General features: G+C 60.0%; 17 protein-coding genes. 7 read left to right on the forward strand and 10 right to left on the reverse strand.

What is annotated here, in order from left to right; translation table 11 throughout:
- Positions 1–12 precede the first annotated feature (12 nt).
- Positions 13–1014 (forward strand): LacI family DNA-binding transcriptional regulator, encoded by a 1002-nt coding sequence (locus HWW83_RS20120; protein ID WP_033652100.1) that lies wholly within the window; start codon positions 13–15, stop codon positions 1012–1014.
- 41 nt (positions 1015–1055) lie between these two features.
- On the opposite strand, the gene HWW83_RS20125 is transcribed toward HWW83_RS20120, so the two are convergent.
- The 5 genes from HWW83_RS20125 to HWW83_RS20145 all read right to left on the reverse strand — a co-directional run bounded on the left by HWW83_RS20125 (position 1056) and on the right by HWW83_RS20145 (position 6487).
- A complete protein-coding gene (locus tag HWW83_RS20125; protein ID WP_176589509.1) occupies positions 1056–2498 on the reverse strand; it encodes a glycoside hydrolase family 32 protein in 1443 nt (480 codons plus the stop codon).
- The gene (locus HWW83_RS20130) at positions 2495–3754 is read right to left on the reverse strand and encodes an MFS transporter (RefSeq protein WP_046898547.1); all 1260 of its coding nucleotides are present in this window, start codon (positions 3752–3754) and stop codon (positions 2495–2497) included. The genes HWW83_RS20125 and HWW83_RS20130 overlap by 4 nt, the downstream gene beginning before the upstream one ends.
- A 168-nt stretch (positions 3755–3922) precedes the next feature.
- A complete protein-coding gene (locus HWW83_RS20135) occupies positions 3923–5227 on the reverse strand; it encodes an MFS transporter (protein ID WP_033652105.1) in 1305 nt (434 codons plus the stop codon).
- A gap of 90 nt (positions 5228–5317) precedes the next feature.
- On the reverse strand, positions 5318–5704 hold the full coding sequence (locus HWW83_RS20140; RefSeq protein ID WP_046686932.1) for a GFA family protein: 387 nt from the start codon (positions 5702–5704) through the stop codon (positions 5318–5320).
- A gap of 84 nt (positions 5705–5788) precedes the next feature.
- Complete coding sequence (locus HWW83_RS20145; RefSeq protein ID WP_025302572.1) at positions 5789–6487, reverse strand: DAPG hydrolase family protein; 699 nt, start codon at positions 6485–6487, stop codon at positions 5789–5791.
- A 93-nt stretch (positions 6488–6580) separates the two neighbouring features.
- Here HWW83_RS20145 and HWW83_RS20150 point away from each other — a divergent pair, with 93 nt between their 5' ends.
- Positions 6581–7225 carry a TetR/AcrR family transcriptional regulator gene (locus tag HWW83_RS20150; protein ID WP_033642830.1) on the forward strand — a complete coding sequence of 215 codons (645 nt, stop codon included), beginning with the start codon at positions 6581–6583 and terminating at the stop codon, positions 7223–7225.
- Positions 7226–7281: 56 nt separating this feature from the next.
- On the opposite strand, the gene pckA is transcribed toward HWW83_RS20150, so the two are convergent.
- Positions 7282–8901 (reverse strand): phosphoenolpyruvate carboxykinase (ATP), encoded by a 1620-nt coding sequence (gene pckA, locus HWW83_RS20155; RefSeq protein ID WP_176589510.1) that lies wholly within the window; start codon positions 8899–8901, stop codon positions 7282–7284.
- A 432-nt stretch (positions 8902–9333) separates the two neighbouring features.
- On the opposite strand from pckA, the gene HWW83_RS20160 reads away from it, so the two are divergent.
- Together HWW83_RS20160 and HWW83_RS20165 are read left to right on the forward strand one after the other, a co-directional pair.
- The gene (locus tag HWW83_RS20160; RefSeq protein WP_033642832.1) at positions 9334–10677 is read left to right on the forward strand and encodes a 2-hydroxycarboxylate transporter family protein; all 1344 of its coding nucleotides are present in this window, start codon (positions 9334–9336) and stop codon (positions 10675–10677) included.
- A gap of 328 nt (positions 10678–11005) precedes the next feature.
- Positions 11006–12424, forward strand: a complete 1419-nt coding sequence (locus HWW83_RS20165; protein WP_033652108.1) for a serralysin family metalloprotease — start codon at positions 11006–11008, stop codon at positions 12422–12424.
- Positions 12425–12570: 146 nt separating this feature from the next.
- Here the strand turns inward: HWW83_RS20165 and HWW83_RS20170 are convergent, their stop codons facing one another.
- Complete coding sequence (locus tag HWW83_RS20170; RefSeq protein WP_033642834.1) at positions 12571–12780, reverse strand: hypothetical protein; 210 nt, start codon at positions 12778–12780, stop codon at positions 12571–12573.
- 159 nt (positions 12781–12939) lie between these two features.
- Here HWW83_RS20170 and HWW83_RS20175 point away from each other — a divergent pair, with 159 nt between their 5' ends.
- The gene (locus tag HWW83_RS20175; RefSeq protein ID WP_162997461.1) at positions 12940–13092 is read left to right on the forward strand and encodes a hypothetical protein; all 153 of its coding nucleotides are present in this window, start codon (positions 12940–12942) and stop codon (positions 13090–13092) included.
- Between the two features lie 38 nt (positions 13093–13130).
- On the opposite strand, the gene yniD is transcribed toward HWW83_RS20175, so the two are convergent.
- Positions 13131–13223 carry a small membrane protein YniD gene (gene yniD, locus HWW83_RS25735; RefSeq protein WP_016928013.1) on the reverse strand — a complete coding sequence of 31 codons (93 nt, stop codon included), beginning with the start codon at positions 13221–13223 and terminating at the stop codon, positions 13131–13133.
- Between the two features lie 336 nt (positions 13224–13559).
- Here yniD and HWW83_RS20180 point away from each other — a divergent pair, with 336 nt between their 5' ends.
- Together HWW83_RS20180 and HWW83_RS20185 are read left to right on the forward strand one after the other, a co-directional pair.
- Positions 13560–13952, forward strand: a complete 393-nt coding sequence (locus HWW83_RS20180; RefSeq protein WP_089194660.1) for an ASCH domain-containing protein — start codon at positions 13560–13562, stop codon at positions 13950–13952.
- Between the two features lie 4 nt (positions 13953–13956).
- Positions 13957–14556 carry a C39 family peptidase gene (locus HWW83_RS20185; protein WP_060660802.1) on the forward strand — a complete coding sequence of 200 codons (600 nt, stop codon included), beginning with the start codon at positions 13957–13959 and terminating at the stop codon, positions 14554–14556.
- Between the two features lie 55 nt (positions 14557–14611).
- Here the strand turns inward: HWW83_RS20185 and HWW83_RS20190 are convergent, their stop codons facing one another.
- Together HWW83_RS20190 and HWW83_RS20195 are read right to left on the reverse strand one after the other, a co-directional pair.
- Positions 14612–14851: a YebV family protein gene (locus tag HWW83_RS20190; RefSeq protein WP_033652110.1), complete on the reverse strand. Its 240-nt coding sequence runs from the start codon at positions 14849–14851 to the stop codon at positions 14612–14614.
- 134 nt (positions 14852–14985) lie between these two features.
- On the reverse strand, positions 14986–15921 hold the full coding sequence (locus HWW83_RS20195) for a Csu type fimbrial protein (protein WP_169539546.1): 936 nt from the start codon (positions 15919–15921) through the stop codon (positions 14986–14988).
- Positions 15922–15929 lie beyond the last annotated feature (8 nt).

The following is a 15929-nucleotide window of genomic DNA, read 5'->3' on the forward strand; positions in this document are numbered from 1 at the left end:
AAAGAAGGGCGCATGGCTTCGCTGAAAGACGTCGCAAAACTTGCCGGAGTCTCGTTGATGACGGTGTCCCGCGCCATCAATGATCCCGGCAAGCTGCGGCCGGAAACCTACCGCCGCGTCAAACAAGCTATCGATCGGTTGGACTATGTGCCGGATCTGTCGGCGCGGCGTATTCGCGGTGACGGAAATCGCGTGCAGACGCTCGGCGTGCTGGCGCTGGACACCGCCACGACGCCGTTCTCGGTGGAAATGATCCTGTCGATTGAGAAAACCGCGCGCGAGCGCGGCTGGAACAGCTTCGTCGTCAACCTGTTCGCCGACGACAACGCCGAACAGACCGTCGATCTGCTGCTGGCACATCGGCCGGATGGGGTGATCTTCACCACGATGGGACTGCGTGAGGTGACGCTGCCGGCCAAACTGCTGGACAAAAAGCTGGTGTTGGCCAACTGCGTCAGCCCGGCGCATTCGATCGCCAGCTACATTCCTGATGATGAGCAAGGGCAGTATGACGCGACGCGCACGCTGATCGCCAAAGGCTATCGCGCGCCTTTGTGCATTCATTTACCGGCGGATACGCTGGCGGCGGGGCTGCGCCGCCGCGGTCTGGAACGCGCCTGGCGCGAAGCGGGGCGCGATGTTGAACAGCTGCGGCAGTATCATCTCGATCTGAGCGCCGGCGATCAAAGCTATCGCGACTGCGTAGCGTTGCTGGAGCGGCATTTTTCCGCCGGCCGGCGCGATTGCGATGTCGTGGTGTGTGGGAACGATCGGATAGCGTTTCTGGCGTATCAGGTATTGCTGGCGCAAGGATGGCGGATACCGCAGCAGGTGGCGGTGCTGGGCTACGACAATATGGTCGGCACCGGCGAGCTGTTCCTGCCGGCATTGACGACGGTGCAGCTGCCGCATTATGAACTGGGTCGTCTTGCGGCGCTGCATGTGATTGAGCGGCGGGAACAGCGTGATACGGTGAAAGTGCCTTGCCCGCTGCTGGAACGTGGTTCGCTGTAAACGCACCGGGGGCGTCGCTACGCGCCCGGTGCTCATTCCCATTACCCCCAGATGCTTGCCAACTGCCATCCCGTGATGGGCTCGAACAGCGCCTGGCCGCCTTCGGCGAACAGGCTGAGGCGGCGATCGCCCGCCGTCGGATAGATGCGGCTGGTCAGGCAGGCCTGCCCCTGATTAACGAAGATCTCCAGTGAGGAGCGATCGATAAAGATCCGCAGCGACAGAATGTCACCCTCCGGCAGCGGCACACTGCGGCAGGTGCACAGCGCCGGGTGTTCATTAAAACGCTCCAGCACCAATCGGTGTGACTGATTGTCGACGAACAGCCGCGCCGCACTCCCAATGGCCAGACCGTACCGCTCGGCGTCGCTGTCGGCCGGTCTCAACGTCAGGATGAGCTCCTGCATATCGTTCGTCAGCGGCAGATGCTGATTGGTCAGCGTCTGCGCCGACAACGTCTGCGATCCTCGGCGCAACGCCGCCAGTTCACGAGCCGGATTCATGCGGACGCTGCCGTCGGCGGCCAGCGTCAGCTCGCGTGGCAGGGTGAGGGCGCCGGCCCAGCGGTGCGCTTTGCTGGGCATCGGTGATTCCCACATATCCATCCAGGCAAACAGCAGCCGACGGCCGTCGGCGGCGGTGAAGGTCTGCGGCGCATAGAAATCGTGGCCGGCATCCAGCTCGCAGAAGGGCTGCGTTACCGTAAAGTCGCCGTCCGGCCGCCAATGGCCGAGCAGATAGCCGCTCTGGAAGCGATTGCGGTAGCGGTAGCCCTGCGCCGCCAGCCCCTGCGGCGAAAACAGCAGCAGGTGTTGCTCCCCCAGCGGGAAGAAATCCGGGCATTCCCACATATAGCCCTGATGCGCCGTTTGCGCGCCGGCCAGCACCCGATCGAAGCGCCAGGCGCGCAGGTCGGCAGAGCGGTACAGGCGCACCTGGCCCAGGCCGTTTTCTTTGGCACCGACCACCAGCCACCATTCGCCGTTCTCGCGCCAGACTTTCGGATCGCGGAAATGCTGAATGCCGTCCGGCGCGGCCAGCACCGGCCCGTGCTTGACGAAGCGTATGCCGTCTTCGCTGGTGGCCAGACATTGCACTTCCCGCACCTGGCTGTCGTCACCGGGTTCGCCCAACCACACGTGGCCGGTGTAAAGCAGCGTCAGCACGCCGTTGTCATCCACGGCGCAGCCGGAAAAACAACCGTCTTGGTCATAGGGCGCATCGGGCGCCAGGGCGATGGGCTGGTGCTGCCAGCGTATCAGATCGCGGCTGGTCGCATGCCCCCAGTGCATGGGCCCCCAGTGCTCGCTATGGGGATGATGTTGGAAGAACGCATGATAGACGCCGTCAATACAGATCAGGCCGTTGGGATCGTTGATCCAGCCGGCGGCCGGTGCGAGATGGAACTGCGGATAATAATCGTCTCGGCGCTCTGCGCACAGGGCTTCGACCGCATGGTCGGCTTGAGCTAAAGCAGTGTTCATTGGACAGACTCACTTGATTTAATGGCGGATGGAAAGGGCGTTGCCGTGGCGGAGCGTTCGCCGCGCAGCAGGAAGCAGGAGACAAGCGTGGTGGCGGCGACCGCGCAGCCCATCAGCAGATAGGTATCGGCAAAGCCGATGCGGTCATAACCGTAGCCCGCCAGCGGCGACAGGAAGCTGGCCATCACCTGGGTGATGAACTGAAAGCCCACCAGGTACAGCGTGGAGGAGAGTCGGCTGTCGAAGCGGCTGGCGATGTATTTGAAGATAGCGATCAGCAGGATTGGCAACTCTACGGCGTGCAGCAGTTTCATGGCGGAGATCATCAGGGCGCCGCTGACCAACCCGGAACCGAACATGCGCAGCGCCATCACGCTGCCCGCCAGCAACAGCCCTTGCTTGGCGCCGATGCGGTTCACCAGCAGCGGCGCCAGGAACATGCCGCCGGCTTCGAGGAAGACCTGCAGCGAGTTGAGAAAACCGTACATCTCGTTGCCCTGTGCGCGAGAAGCGAACTGTGAAGCGAAGTAGACAGAAAATTGCTGATCGAAAACGTTGTATACGCTGATCCCCAGCACAAACACCACCAGCGCCCAGAAGCCCGGCATACGCAGCAGCGCCAGCGCATCCTGCAGCCGCAGGTTCTCCGGTTTGCCGAACGCCAGGCCGGCCATGGCGTTCGGCTTCAGCTCGCGCACCTGGCTGAGCAGCAACAGGAATACCACGGCGGCGGCGGAGGCCAGCCAGAAATTGATGTTCGGATTGATATTGAAGATAAAACCGGCCACAAAGGTGGCGCTGGCCCAGCCGAGCGAGCCCCACATGCGTGCGCGGCCGAACTCAAAACCGCTGATGCGGCTGACGCGCTCGGTATAAGACTCCAGTGCGCCTATGCCGGCGAAGAAGGTCGCGCCGATGAACACCCCGCCGACCAAAGCGCCGAGCGGCAGGCTGCTCGCCAGCAGCGGGGCATAAACGTAGATAAAGAACGGGCCGGTCAGCAGCAGCATTACGCCGAGAAACTGCAGCAGGTGTTTGCGCAGCCCAAGTTTGTCCTGAATAAAGCCGTACAACGGCTGTGCGCACAGCGCTACCAGCGAGATGGCGGAGAAGATCAGGCCGGTCTCGGCGCCTTTCAGCCCGATCTTTTGATTCAGCCATAGCGAGATCAGCGAAAAGCTGGAAGACCAGGTGAAGAAAAAGAAGAACAGCAGGCCGCTGAGCAGCACGTAATATTTTTTAGTTTCGCGGTTCATGGGTAGGGCCCCGGTGAGTGAAGTTAGCTCTATTGTTAACGTTAACTCGCGGATGGATGAAGCTGTCAGTTATCACTCATGCGATGTTAATCACAAAAGTTAACGTTAACATTTTTGCGTTGTGATCATTATCACGAGTTGGAATGGGGGCGATGCGCCCCCGGAGGATTAACGTTCGTTCAGCGAGCGCAGATGATCGTCGCGGCGCAGCGTCATCAGCGCAAACAGGCTGACCACCGACGTGGCGACCACATAGTAGGCGGGAATGTCGATATTGCCGGTCTGTTTGATGAGGCCGGTGATAATCAGCCCGGCCGAGCCGGAAAACACCGCATTGGACAGCGAGTAAGCCAGCCCCAGGCCGGTATAGCGCACCCGGGTCGGGAACATCTCCGCCAGCATCGCCGGGCCGGGACCGGCCAGCAGGCCGACCACGGCGCCGGCGATCATGACTGCCAGCCCTTTGATCCACAGTGAGCTCTGCGCATCCTGCAACAGGTGCAGCAGCGGGAAGGTGAACAGGATCACCGCCGCCACCGCCGTCAGCATCACCGTTTTTCGTCCCAGCCTGTCGCTGATGATGCCCGCCGGCAGGATGGTCAGGGCGAAACCGACGTTGGCCAGCACCGTCGCCACTAGCGCTTGCTGGAAGGTGGCGTGCAGCGAGGTTTGCAAATAGGAAGGCATCACCACCAGGAAGGTATAGCCGGCGGCCGACCAGCCCATCATGCGGCCGATGCCGACCAGAATGGTTTTCACCACGCCGCCCAGCTTCACTTCCGGTGGGGTGATAGCGTGTTCCGCATGTTGCTGCGCCTGAGTAAACGTCGGCGTTTCCTCAAGCTTGAGCCGCAGCCACAGCGCCACGGCGCCCATCGGCAGCGCCAGCAGGAAGGGAATGCGCCAGCCCCAGTCATGCAACTGCTGCACGCTCAGCAGCGCGGCCAGCAGCGCCACCAGCCCGGCGCCGGCCAACAGGCCGAGCGCGACGGTCAGCGATTGCCAGGCGCCGAACAGCCCGCGCTTGCCCTTTGGGGCGAACTCGGTCATCAGCGACACGGCGCCGCCGAATTCGCCGCCGGCGAACAGCCCCTGGAACATACGCAGCAGCGTCAGCAGCAGCGGGGCGGCGACGCCGATCGAGGCATAGGTCGGCATGACGCCGATCAACGCCGTCGCCAGCGTCATCAGCAGCAGGACCGCAATCAGCGTCGGACGACGGCCGATGCGATCGCCGATGCGGCCGAAGATCACCGCGCCGATCGGCCGGCAGAAAAACGCCAGCGCGAAGGCGGCGTAGGTGAGGATCAGGCTGGTGATTTCATTTTCACCCTGCAGCGTGAAAAAATTGGCGGCGATAACGGTGGCCAGGAACCCGTACACCCCGAACTCGTACCATTCGATAAAGTTGCCGACCGAGCCGGCCAGCAACGCCTGACGCGACCGGCGCGCGTCGAGAGTCTGTTGATTCATCCCCGTTCCCATACTTTTGATTTATTGTTCGTCAGTTCTAAATTTATACGACAAAACAATCAATTGATTTCAGCGGGAACTGTGAGGCGCTCAGCGCATGCCGTCGATACGCCACCATTCGGGGCAAACATCGGCGAACGCATGTGAGGTCGGGCGCAGCTCCGGCAGATTGGCCCGATCGAAGCTGCCGGTGGCCAGCGCCACCGTCGGCTCGTCGTCGATCGCCCCCAGCGTGCTGCCGCAGCGCGGGCAAAAGGCGCGGCTGGAATAGGGTGAAGAACGGTAGAGTGTGGGCATGCCGCCCGGGCCGTTCCACTCGATGGCCTGACGCGGAAATTCGACCCAGCAGAGCGTCGGCGCGCCGGAGTGACGGCGGCAAAAATCGCAGGAACAGCTGTGCGGATTGCCAGGCAGGCCGCGTGCCTGAAAGCGAATATATCCGCACAGGCAGCCGCCGCTATAGCAGGGATTTTCCATGATATCTCCGTCATGAGCGCAGGGGAAAACGATGAAAATCACTATAGCGATATCGCGAAAAATTAACAGGTCCCCGCTGATGCATTACCAGAGCAGCGGCGCCGGCTCGCGGCCGTTTTCGGCGTAGTACAGCGACGGCAGGAACTGCGCCAGATAGCTGAACTCGTTGTAGCAGTGGCGCATCAGGTTAAACCCGATGTCGTCCGACAGTTCGTCGTGGGCGTTGGCGCAGGCTTTACCCAGCAGGAAACGGCTGCGCAGCACGCACCCGTAGGGCGTATCGCGCGCCAGATGCAGCATCTCGCCGTCGCAGGGATCGCCGTTGTCATCCAACGCCACCTGGTCGCCGAAGCCGATGCGCGCGCACACGGCGGCGGAGAGCGCCTGCGCGTCACGCGCCTGGCGCAGCGGTTGCGGCGCGAAGAAGTCCTCGGCGGCGTGGAATTTGAGGCGCGCCGCGACCGGTGGCAGCTCCGCCAGCCATTCGACCGCTTCGATGCTGGCGCCGACGTAGCTTTCCCCTTTTTTCCAATGGCGGTCCCAGCCGCGATGTTCAACGTGATCGTGCGGGTGCCACCAGTTGATGTGCTGCGTGTTCTCAAAGAAGGTGAACCACCAGTCCAGCATGCGCCCCTTGCAGCCGTGCAGATCGGTACGGACCGCGACGGTCAGCAAACCGTCGGCGCTGCGACTCAGCCCCATCTCCAGCCGCAGCGGTTCAGGTTTGAGCAACTCGTTGATATCGTTAACGCCCCACGGCGCCAGCAGGGAAGGATGTGTCATAATGGGTTCCTGTTTTATTTTGGAAACGAATCGTGTTTCCAAAATAAAGTTATGCCGCTATGCTGAGTCTGTCAATGCTTGTGAGGAATAAATATGGCGAACCCGAATGAAGAACCGCTGCGTGCTCGCGGCCGGCCGGCCACGCCGGAAACGGCGCTGCGCGCCGCGCTGGCGCAGGCGACGCTGGCGCTGTTGCTCGACGGCGGCTATGCCGCAGCAACGGTGGATGCGGTGGCGAAACGCGCCGGGGTGGCTAAAAAAACCCTGTATCGCTTTGCGGCCAATCGCGACGAACTGGTGGCGCAGGCGGTGAGCGGCTGGACCGATGCGTTTCAGCCGGCCTTCGCCCAGGATGCCGGGCGGTGGGAGGCGGTGGCGCCGCTGTTGGAAAAAGGGCTGAAGGCGGTGGCGCAGCAGGTATTGAGCGCCGAAGCGGTGGGGATGTTTCGGCTGCTGCAAAGCGAGTTTCCGGGGCGCGAGGCGCTGCTGGACAGCTATCAGCGCAACGGCATTCTGCGCGGACGGGCGACGGTGGCGGACTGGCTGCGGCGCCAGCAGCAGTGCGGGTGGCTGCGTGAGCGCGACTGGGCGCAAACCAGCGATCTGCTGTTGGCGATGGCCATCGCCGAACCGCTGCGGCAGATGACGCTGGGGCTGTTGCCGCCCGGCAGCGCGATCGACGAGCGCATCGCGGCGGCGGTGGCGCTGGTGATGCCGGGTTTGCTGGCGGAAGGATGAAAACAAGAAAGGGCCGAAAGTTCGGCCCTTAAACAGCAGGATGCTAAACGTCTGCGTTACAGCTTCGGCCCGGCGTTCACCAGCTTTTCGCCCGCCTGGGTGACGGTATATTTGGCGAAGTTATCGATAAAGCGCTGCGCCAGATCCTGCGCTTTCTCCTGCCACAGCGATTCGTCGGCGTAGGTTTTGCGCGGATCGAGGATCGACGGATCGACACCCGGCAGCGCGGTCGGCACTGCCAGCCCGAAGATCGGCAGCGTGAAGGTGTCGGCCTGCTCAATGTCGCCATTCAAGATGGCGTCGATGATGCCGCGCGTATCTTTGATCGAGATACGCTTGCCGCTGCCGTTCCAGCCGGTGTTGACCAGGTAAGCCTGGGCGCCGGCGGCCTCCATGCGTTTCACCAGCACTTCAGCGTATTGCGTCGGGTGCAGCGTCAGGAACGCGGCACCGAAGCAGGCGGAGAAGGTCGGCGTCGGGGCGGTGATGCCGCGCTCGGTGCCGGCCAGCTTGGCGGTGAAGCCGGACAGGAAGTGGTATTGGGTCTGCTCCGGCGTCAGGCGCGACACCGGCGGCAGCACGCCGAAGGCGTCGGCGGTCAGGAAGATGATCTTGCGCGCGTGGCCGGCTTTGGACACCGGTTTGACGATGTTCTCGATGTGATAAATCGGGTAAGAGACGCGGGTGTTCTCGGTTTTGCTGGCGTCGTCGAAGTCGATGCTGCCGTCGGCCCGCACGGTGACGTTTTCGAGCAGCGCATCGCGGCGGATCGCCTGATAGATTTCCGGCTCCGCCTGCGGCGACAGCTTGATGGTTTTGGCGTAGCAGCCGCCTTCGAAGTTGAACACGCCGTCGTCGTCCCAGCCGTGCTCGTCATCGCCGATCAGCTGGCGTTTCGGATCGGTGGAGAGGGTGGTTTTGCCGGTGCCGGACAGGCCGAAGAACACCGCCACGTCGCCTTGCTTGCCGACGTTGGCCGAGCAGTGCATCGAGGCGATGCCCTTCAGCGGCAGCAGATAGTTCATGATCGAGAACAGGCCTTTCTTCATCTCGCCGCCGTACCAGGTGCCGCCGATCAGCTGCATGCGCTCGGTCAGGTTGAAAGCGACGAAGTTTTCCGAGTGCAGCCCTTGCTGTTGCCAGTCCGGGTTGGTGCATTTGGCGCCGTTCAACACCACGAAGTCCGGCTCAAAGTCCGCCAGCTCGGCGTCGCTTGGGCGGATAAACATGTTTTTCACGAAGTGCGCCTGCCAGGCCACCTCGGTGATGAAGCGCACCTTCAGGCGCGTATCGGCGTTGGCGCCGCAGAAGGCATCCACCACGAACAGACGCTTGCCGGAGAGCTGGTTGCCCACCAGCGTCTTCAGATGCTGCCAGACTTCCGGCGACAGCGGCTGGTTGTCGTTCTTGCCGGTACCGTTGTCGGACCACCAGACGGTGTCGCGCGTGGTGTCGTCGCGCACGATGTATTTGTCTTTCGGCGAACGGCCAGTAAATTCGCCGGTCGCGACGTTGACCGCCCCCAGTTGGGTGAGGGTGCCGCGTTCCAGCGGCGGCAGGTCGGCGCGGGTCTCTTCGGCGAACAGCAATTCATAGCTGGGGTTATAGACGATGTCGGCGGCCTGATGGATGCCGTAGCGAGCGAGGGTTTGTGGGGTAACAGCGCGTGAAGACATATTCTACTTCCTTATGAGTCATATTATGCCTTTTTCCCGTGCGGTGCCGCGCGCAGGATTAAGGTTCGGATCAAGCTGACCGGATTCAGCTAATGGCGTTTCCGGTTCTTTATTAATAAAGCAGGGGGCTTTTTCGCCCTCCTATAGCATAGCAGCGAATTTAAGCCTGATTACTTTAATTACAAAATGCTGACGATAATTAATTAAAACCAACCTTGGCGGAGGGTCACAATATTGAATTCCCTCAGCGTAATTTAGTTTTGCATTTTTATTTTTTATCATATTGTCAGTGCTGTCTACTGTTTTATTTCTTATTAGAAAAAGCGAAATCCGCAATAGGGTTTTTGTAATTAGTTGTTTTCACTTGGCTATGGCGGGATTATTGCGCCAGGTGAATCTAACCGTACTGTACGCTTGTCAGCAGGGTGAATAATGAAACAGATAAATGCAGAAATAGCCTGTGATAAAAATACGGCATCGTCCGAATCATCAGGATTAATTAATCAACTTCGTCAAATAGATATCGGTGCGGTGCCGATCGCGTTGTTTATCACGATTTGCGCCATCGTGGCGATTTCCGCCTACGCCAACTTCCTGCCGAAGAATATGATCGGCGGCCTGGCGGTGATAATGACGCTGGGCTTTGCGTTGGCGCAGTTGGGTAAAAGCATTCCCGTGCTGCGCGATATCGGCGGGCCGGCCATTCTGTGTTTGATGGTGCCGTCGGTGCTGGTCTACTTCAACGTGTTCCAGCCCAACGTCATGGGCACCGTCCATCTGCTGATGAAAGACGCCAACCTGCTTTATTTCGTCATCGCCAGTCTGGTGGTCGGCAGCATTCTCGGCATGAACCGGGTGATCCTGATCCAGGGGATGATTCGCATGTTCGTGCCGCTGGTGGTGGGCACGGTCACGGCGGTGATCACCGGGCTGCTGGTGGGGAAACTGTTCGGCTTCACCTTCTATCACACCTTCTTCTTTATCATCGTGCCGATCATCGGCGGCGGCATCGGCGAGGGCATTTTACCGCTGTCGCTGGCCTATTCGGCGATCCTGGGATCGACACCGGACGTCTACGTCGCGCAGCTGGCGCCGGCGGCGGTGCTGGGTAATATCTTCGCCATCGTGACCGCCGGGGTGCTGGCGCGCATCGGCATGCAGCGCAAGGCGCTGAGCGGCGACGGCATGCTGATCCGTTCGGCGCAGGAGAACGCGATGTTCGCCATCAAGGAACAAAGCGGCAACGTCGATTTCCAACTGATGGGCGGCGGGCTGCTGGTGATCTGCGCCTTCTTTATCGTCGGCGGCCTGTTCGAGCATATCGTGCATATCCCTGGCCCGGTGCTGATGATCCTGTTCGCGGTGCTGTGCAAATACTGCCGGGTGATCCCGGCCTCGATGGAGACCGGCGCGCACAGTTTCTATAAGTTCGTCTCCACCGCGTTGGTGTGGCCGCTGATGATCGGTCTGGGCATGCTGTACGTGCCGCTGGAAAGCGTGGTTGCGGTGTTCTCGGTCGGCTATGTGGTGGTCTGCGGCTCGGTGGTGCTGTCGATGGGGTTGGTCAGTTTCCTGATTGCGCCTTACCTGAAGATGTTCCCGGTGGAAGCGGCGATCGTCACCTGCTGTCACAGCGGCCTGGGCGGCACCGGCGACGTGGCGATCCTGTCGGCGTCCAACCGCATGGGGCTGATGCCGTTCGCCCAAATCGCTACGCGCATCGGCGGCGCTTCCACGGTCATTGGCGCGACGCTGTTGCTCGGTTGGTTAGTCTGAGTCCAGAGTGTGTTATGGATAGCCGGGGTTGGATTGCCCCGGTTTTTTTATACTTTTTTCGACATCGTGATAATGCTGATTATTACCTTGAAAATCATTCGCATGGCGGAAAATCCCTGTCACACTTTTGATAAGAAAAATCTGTTCTCGGTAAAATGTGTCTATTCTCTTCTCTTAAGGGATTATCGTTCTCATTCAGAGTGCCGATGGAAGGCGCCAGCGCATTACCGATATCCCCGTATTGATTCAACACCGGGCCGCTGCCGTTCAGGCAATCCGCCAGTTGGGGCATCACCCCGATTGAATTGACGAATATGGAGATAAGGTTATGTCATCAAGCAATGCTTCCGTTAAGGCCGAAGGCGTATTAGCCCTGCTGGGCGCTTATAAACCCGATGAAGACGACACCATTACCGTGCTTCATCCGTCGAAAACGTTCGAGAATGCCGGCCTGGAACTGGTGCGCGGCGATCGCAGTTGGCACGACAAGGGCGTGACCGAAAAGCCGGTCTCCCTGACCTACAGCTTCTGGGAAAAGGCGCCGGGCAATATGTCGAGCATGAGCATCAGCGGCTTCAGCAGCTTTAACGCGGAACAGCGCGAGCAGGCCAAACTGTCGCTGCAGTCATGGTCCGACGTGGCCAACATTACCTTCACCGAGACCAGCAACACCGCCGCCGCCAACATCAAATTCGGTCTGTTCGATTACAGCTCGCGCGGCTCCTATGCCTTTGCGTATAACCCGGATTCATCGCCTTCGGTCGCCGGTCAAACCTGGTATAACGCCAAGAACCACACCTTCGTCAACAACCAGATCCATGAAAACGAGTACGGCCGCCAGACCTTCACCCATGAGATCGGTCATGCGCTGGGGTTGCAGCACCCGGGCGACTATAACGCCGCGCCGGGCGTCAGCATCACCTACGCTAAAGACGCGACCTACTTCGAAGACAGCCGCGCCCACAGCCTGATGAGCTATTTCAGCGAAAGCAACACCGGGCAGGACTTTAAAGGCGCGTACTCTTCCGGGCCGTTGCTCAATGACATCACGGCGATCCAGCATTTCTACGGCGCCAACATGAACACCCGCACCGGCGACACGGTTTACGGTTTCAATTCCAACACCGATCGCGACTTCCTCACCGCCACCGGCGCGCAGGACAAGATAATCTTCACCGCCTGGGATGCCGGCGGCAACGACACCTTCGACTTCTCCGGCTTTGGCCAAAATCAGCGCATCAACCTGAATGAAAAGGCGTTCTCGGACGTCGGCGGCCTGAAAGGCAACGTGTCGATCGCGGCGGGCGTAACGATTGAAAACGCCATCGGCGGGTCGGGTAACGATGTGCTGGTCGGGAACGCCGCCGATAACGTGCTCAAGGGCGGCGCGGGCGATGATGTGTTGTACGGCGGCAAAGGGGCGGATCAGCTGTGGGGCGGCGCCGGCAAGGACACCTTCGTCTACTTCGCGGCGGATGAGTCGACGGCGGCGGCGCCGGATTGGATCCGCGACTTCGTGCGCGGCGAGGACAAGATCGATCTGACGCTGTTCAACACCGGCAGCGCCGACGGCATCCGCTTCGTCGATCAGTTCAGCGGCAAGGCGGGCGAGGCGAAGCTGAGCTACGATGCGCAAAATCACGTCAGCGATGTGGCGATCAACCTGGGCGGCGCCTTTGACGGCAACGATTTCCTGGTGAAAGTGGTGGGGCAGCCGCTGGATGCCGGCGATTTCGTGTTGGCGTAATTCAGGCAACAAAAATAGGGCGTTTTGGGCAAAAACCCGACAATTCCTATTAATTACGTCATATTAGCGTGACATAGTAGCGCGCAGAAGGCCGGGCTTGCATACCTCGGGCTTCTGTCGGATCGCCAACCTTTTCGGTTGGCGATTCATTTTCCGCCTTTCAGCATGTTGATGGCGGCGCCGAGCAGGATACGCCGTTCGATGTCGTTGCTCTCGGCCAGCTGCCGCGCCAGATGTTTCTCCAGCGTTTCCACCGACAGCGCCTCGCCGCGATGGCGCAGCTGCATCACGCTGTCGCCGATCAGGCGCGCGACTTCATCCCATACGGGTTTAATCTCCTGTTCCGAGAACGTCATGGCCTACACCTCGGTGGGTTGATTTTCGCCCAATGTAGCAGTTGAACTGCGGCTTCGCTACCGACGGCCAAAAACAGGAAGCATAAAAAACAAGCCATCAGTATTTCTTCTGGTTTTTGCGCTCAATACTGGCAATGTCGAAAAGCAGGAGAACACATCATGAACTGGGTCGAAACCTTCGCGGAGTACTACCGCCTCAGCCGCACGGGTGAAACGCAACATTGGCTGTGCCGTCGCTGGTTGCCACAGGGGGAAGCGCGTCTGGCCTATTTGCGCGAGTTACTGGAGCCGACCGCGGCGCCGCGGCGGTGAGCAGGGCGCCGGCGGTTGGCCGACGTCGTTTTATGGGATTAACCGAACGCTATCGCCGCCCAACGCAACAGCAGCAACGCCAGGCAGATCAGCAGCAGCACCACCACCATTTTACTGAGCTTGTTGCCCATGCGTTTTGTCGCCACGTCGCCCTCTCTTAACTGAAATACCATCCGCCGGCGATGGCGATGAGCAACAGCGTCGCCAACGCGACGCTGTTGAGTAAATCGCTGAAGGTATCGTCAGCATCGAAATCGTCTTGCAGCATGTTGCCGCCTGGCGTTGCCATTGAGTGAATAATGTTCACAGTATGCGCCCCGTAGCGCTGAAGGCACAGCGAAGAACGGTAAAAACTCGTAAAGACGGCGCTGGCATAACGCGCAGTCGCGCTTGTGACGGATGCAGACGGCCGCCAATACGTTGTACTATCCTGTCTGCATTGAGGCATTTTTCCAAAAGGTATAATCATGGCGACGGCAATTCCACAGAAATACGAGCACCTTGAGCGCTGGGCGTTCGGCGATACCGAACAGCAGGCCGATGAAGTGGTGCAATTGATTTTGAACGGCACCAAAACGGCGACCTGCTCCAACCTGGACGGCGAGGGCATCCCACAGGCCGGCGATCGGTTCCTGGTGGTGGACGGCAAGGGAGAGCCGGTCTGCGCGGTTGAGCTGACCGCGGTGGAAATGAAAACGTACGATCAGGTCGATGAAGTGCACGCCTTTGCCGAAGGCGAGGGCGATCGTTCGCTGGCGCATTGGCGCAAAGAGCTACAACGCTTCTTCGAAGAGTACGATCTGTTCTCGCCGGACATGACGCTGGTGCTGATGAATTTCAAAGTCGTCGACAAGTTCTAAACTGATGCGCGCCGTTCCCTACGAGTGCCAGTGGGCGAGCCCGGAGATGGCCGCCGATCTGATCGCCGGCCGCGCGACGCTGGCGCAAGACGAGAATTGGGCGCGCAGCGGCGCCCGCGATCGGGCGGAGTACGTCGAGTGGGCCAACCACGTGTGCGGCATGGCCTGCCTGAAAATGGTGCTGAGCCACCGCGACGGCGCAGCGCCGCCGCTGCTGGAACTGGCGCGCCGCAGCCTGCCTTATGGCGCCTATGTGCGTGAGAACGAGCGGATAAAAGGACTGATTTACGCGCCGTTCGTCGAGTATGTGCGCGAGCAGTTCGCGCTGCAGGCGGAGGTGAAGGTGGGGCTGGCGGCCGCCGATGTGCCGGCGCTGCTTCATGAATGCCGCTACTTTATCGCCTCGGTGCATCCCGCCATTCGCCGGCCCGAGAGCATACCGCCGCAGCGGGGCGGGCATCTGGTGTTGATCACCGCCGCCGATGCGCAAAGCGTGACCTTCCATAATCCTTCGGGCGACAGCCCGGCGACGCGCGAGCGAGTACAGCTGTCACTCAACCGCTTCGCCCACTTCTTTGCCGGCCGCGGCATCGCCATCGCATAAAAAAACGCGCTGTTTCTGATGAAAGCAGCGCGTCGTCAACCTACTGGATATATTTTCATGCCACCCGCATCACCCAGGCGTCCGTCTGTCGATCGTAGTGTTGCTTGTACAGCAGCGACTGCTTGCCGTTGAGGATGGCCGGAATGCTGGTGTGTTCATCCCAGCCGTCGAGCTGCATGCACAGATCCGGATCGGACTTGCAGGGGATGCTCAGGGTGCCTGCACGGTCGGCGGTGGCGTGAAGATGCGCGTCATCGACCTCGAAGCTGCCAATTTTTACGACGGTTTTGCTCATGGGAACTCCTTGCTCAATGATGTGGTAGGAGGTTAGACCAGTAAGGTCATCGGTATGAGCATAGCCAAATGAGCAAAAAATGCCACATAAAAAATACACTCTGGCAACATTCGGCCGGGCGGCTAGCGGCTGCGCTAGTAAGTCACGACATAGCTGACGTTATCCTGATAGGTGCCGACCGGCACTTCGGTCTGCGCCGGATTGACGGCGGCGGTAAAGGGGATGCTTTGCGCCAGGCCAGTGCCGGTGCCGCTTTGCGCGTTGGTGCTGCTCCACACGGTGCTGGTATTGGGCAAATAGATCTGATACTGCAGGAAGTTGCTGGTGCCGCTGATCATTCGCCGCCAGCCGGTGATCGGATTGTTGCCGTTGGTGAAATAGGAGCTGTAAGACTGGGATTTGGTGCAGGTCAGCGTGATGCTTTGGTTGATCGGATTGAATTGCCCCACTAAGGCCATGCTGCCGAAGTTGACGTTGTTGGCGGTGTTGATCAGGCAACTCTTGGTGATGACCGCGGTGACGGTCACGGTGCTGGGTTGATTGGTGCCGTCCCACCAGATGCAAAGCCCTATCAGGCCCAGGCCGCAGATATGGTAGTTCCAAACCAGGTTGATGGTATCGGTATAGGTGCCGGCGCTGACGTTCGCGCCGACGACGGTTTTGATATACACCGGAAAGTTGACGTTGGAAGAGATCAGGATCAGCGACAGCAGATTCAGCGAGCTGTAATCGATGGTCTGGCCGACGCTATACGGATACTGGTAGTTCGAATCCGGGTAGATCAAATAAGAAATTTTATCGCCTGAGCCGTTGCCATTCAGCAGAGCCATGTTGTTGGTGGTGGAAGCGATCTTGACCGTGACGGTGTTTTGCGTCAGCAAATTGAGCCCGAGCCCGGTGCAGTTCAGCCCCGCAGTGCCTTGGGCGCTTATCTGGCCGTTGTAGACGGCGAAGGAGTTGCTGCTGGGCAGGGTAACCGTGCCGTTGGTGGTGGCGCAGTCCGCCAGCGCGCGTTGTCCACACATCAACAGCAGCGCCGCCAAAAAGATTTTCACTTGCCGAGACATCATTCTTCTTC

Origin of the sequence: Serratia ureilytica (assembly GCF_013375155.1) — a bacterium.
GTDB classification, from domain to species: domain Bacteria; phylum Pseudomonadota; class Gammaproteobacteria; order Enterobacterales; family Enterobacteriaceae; genus Serratia; species Serratia ureilytica.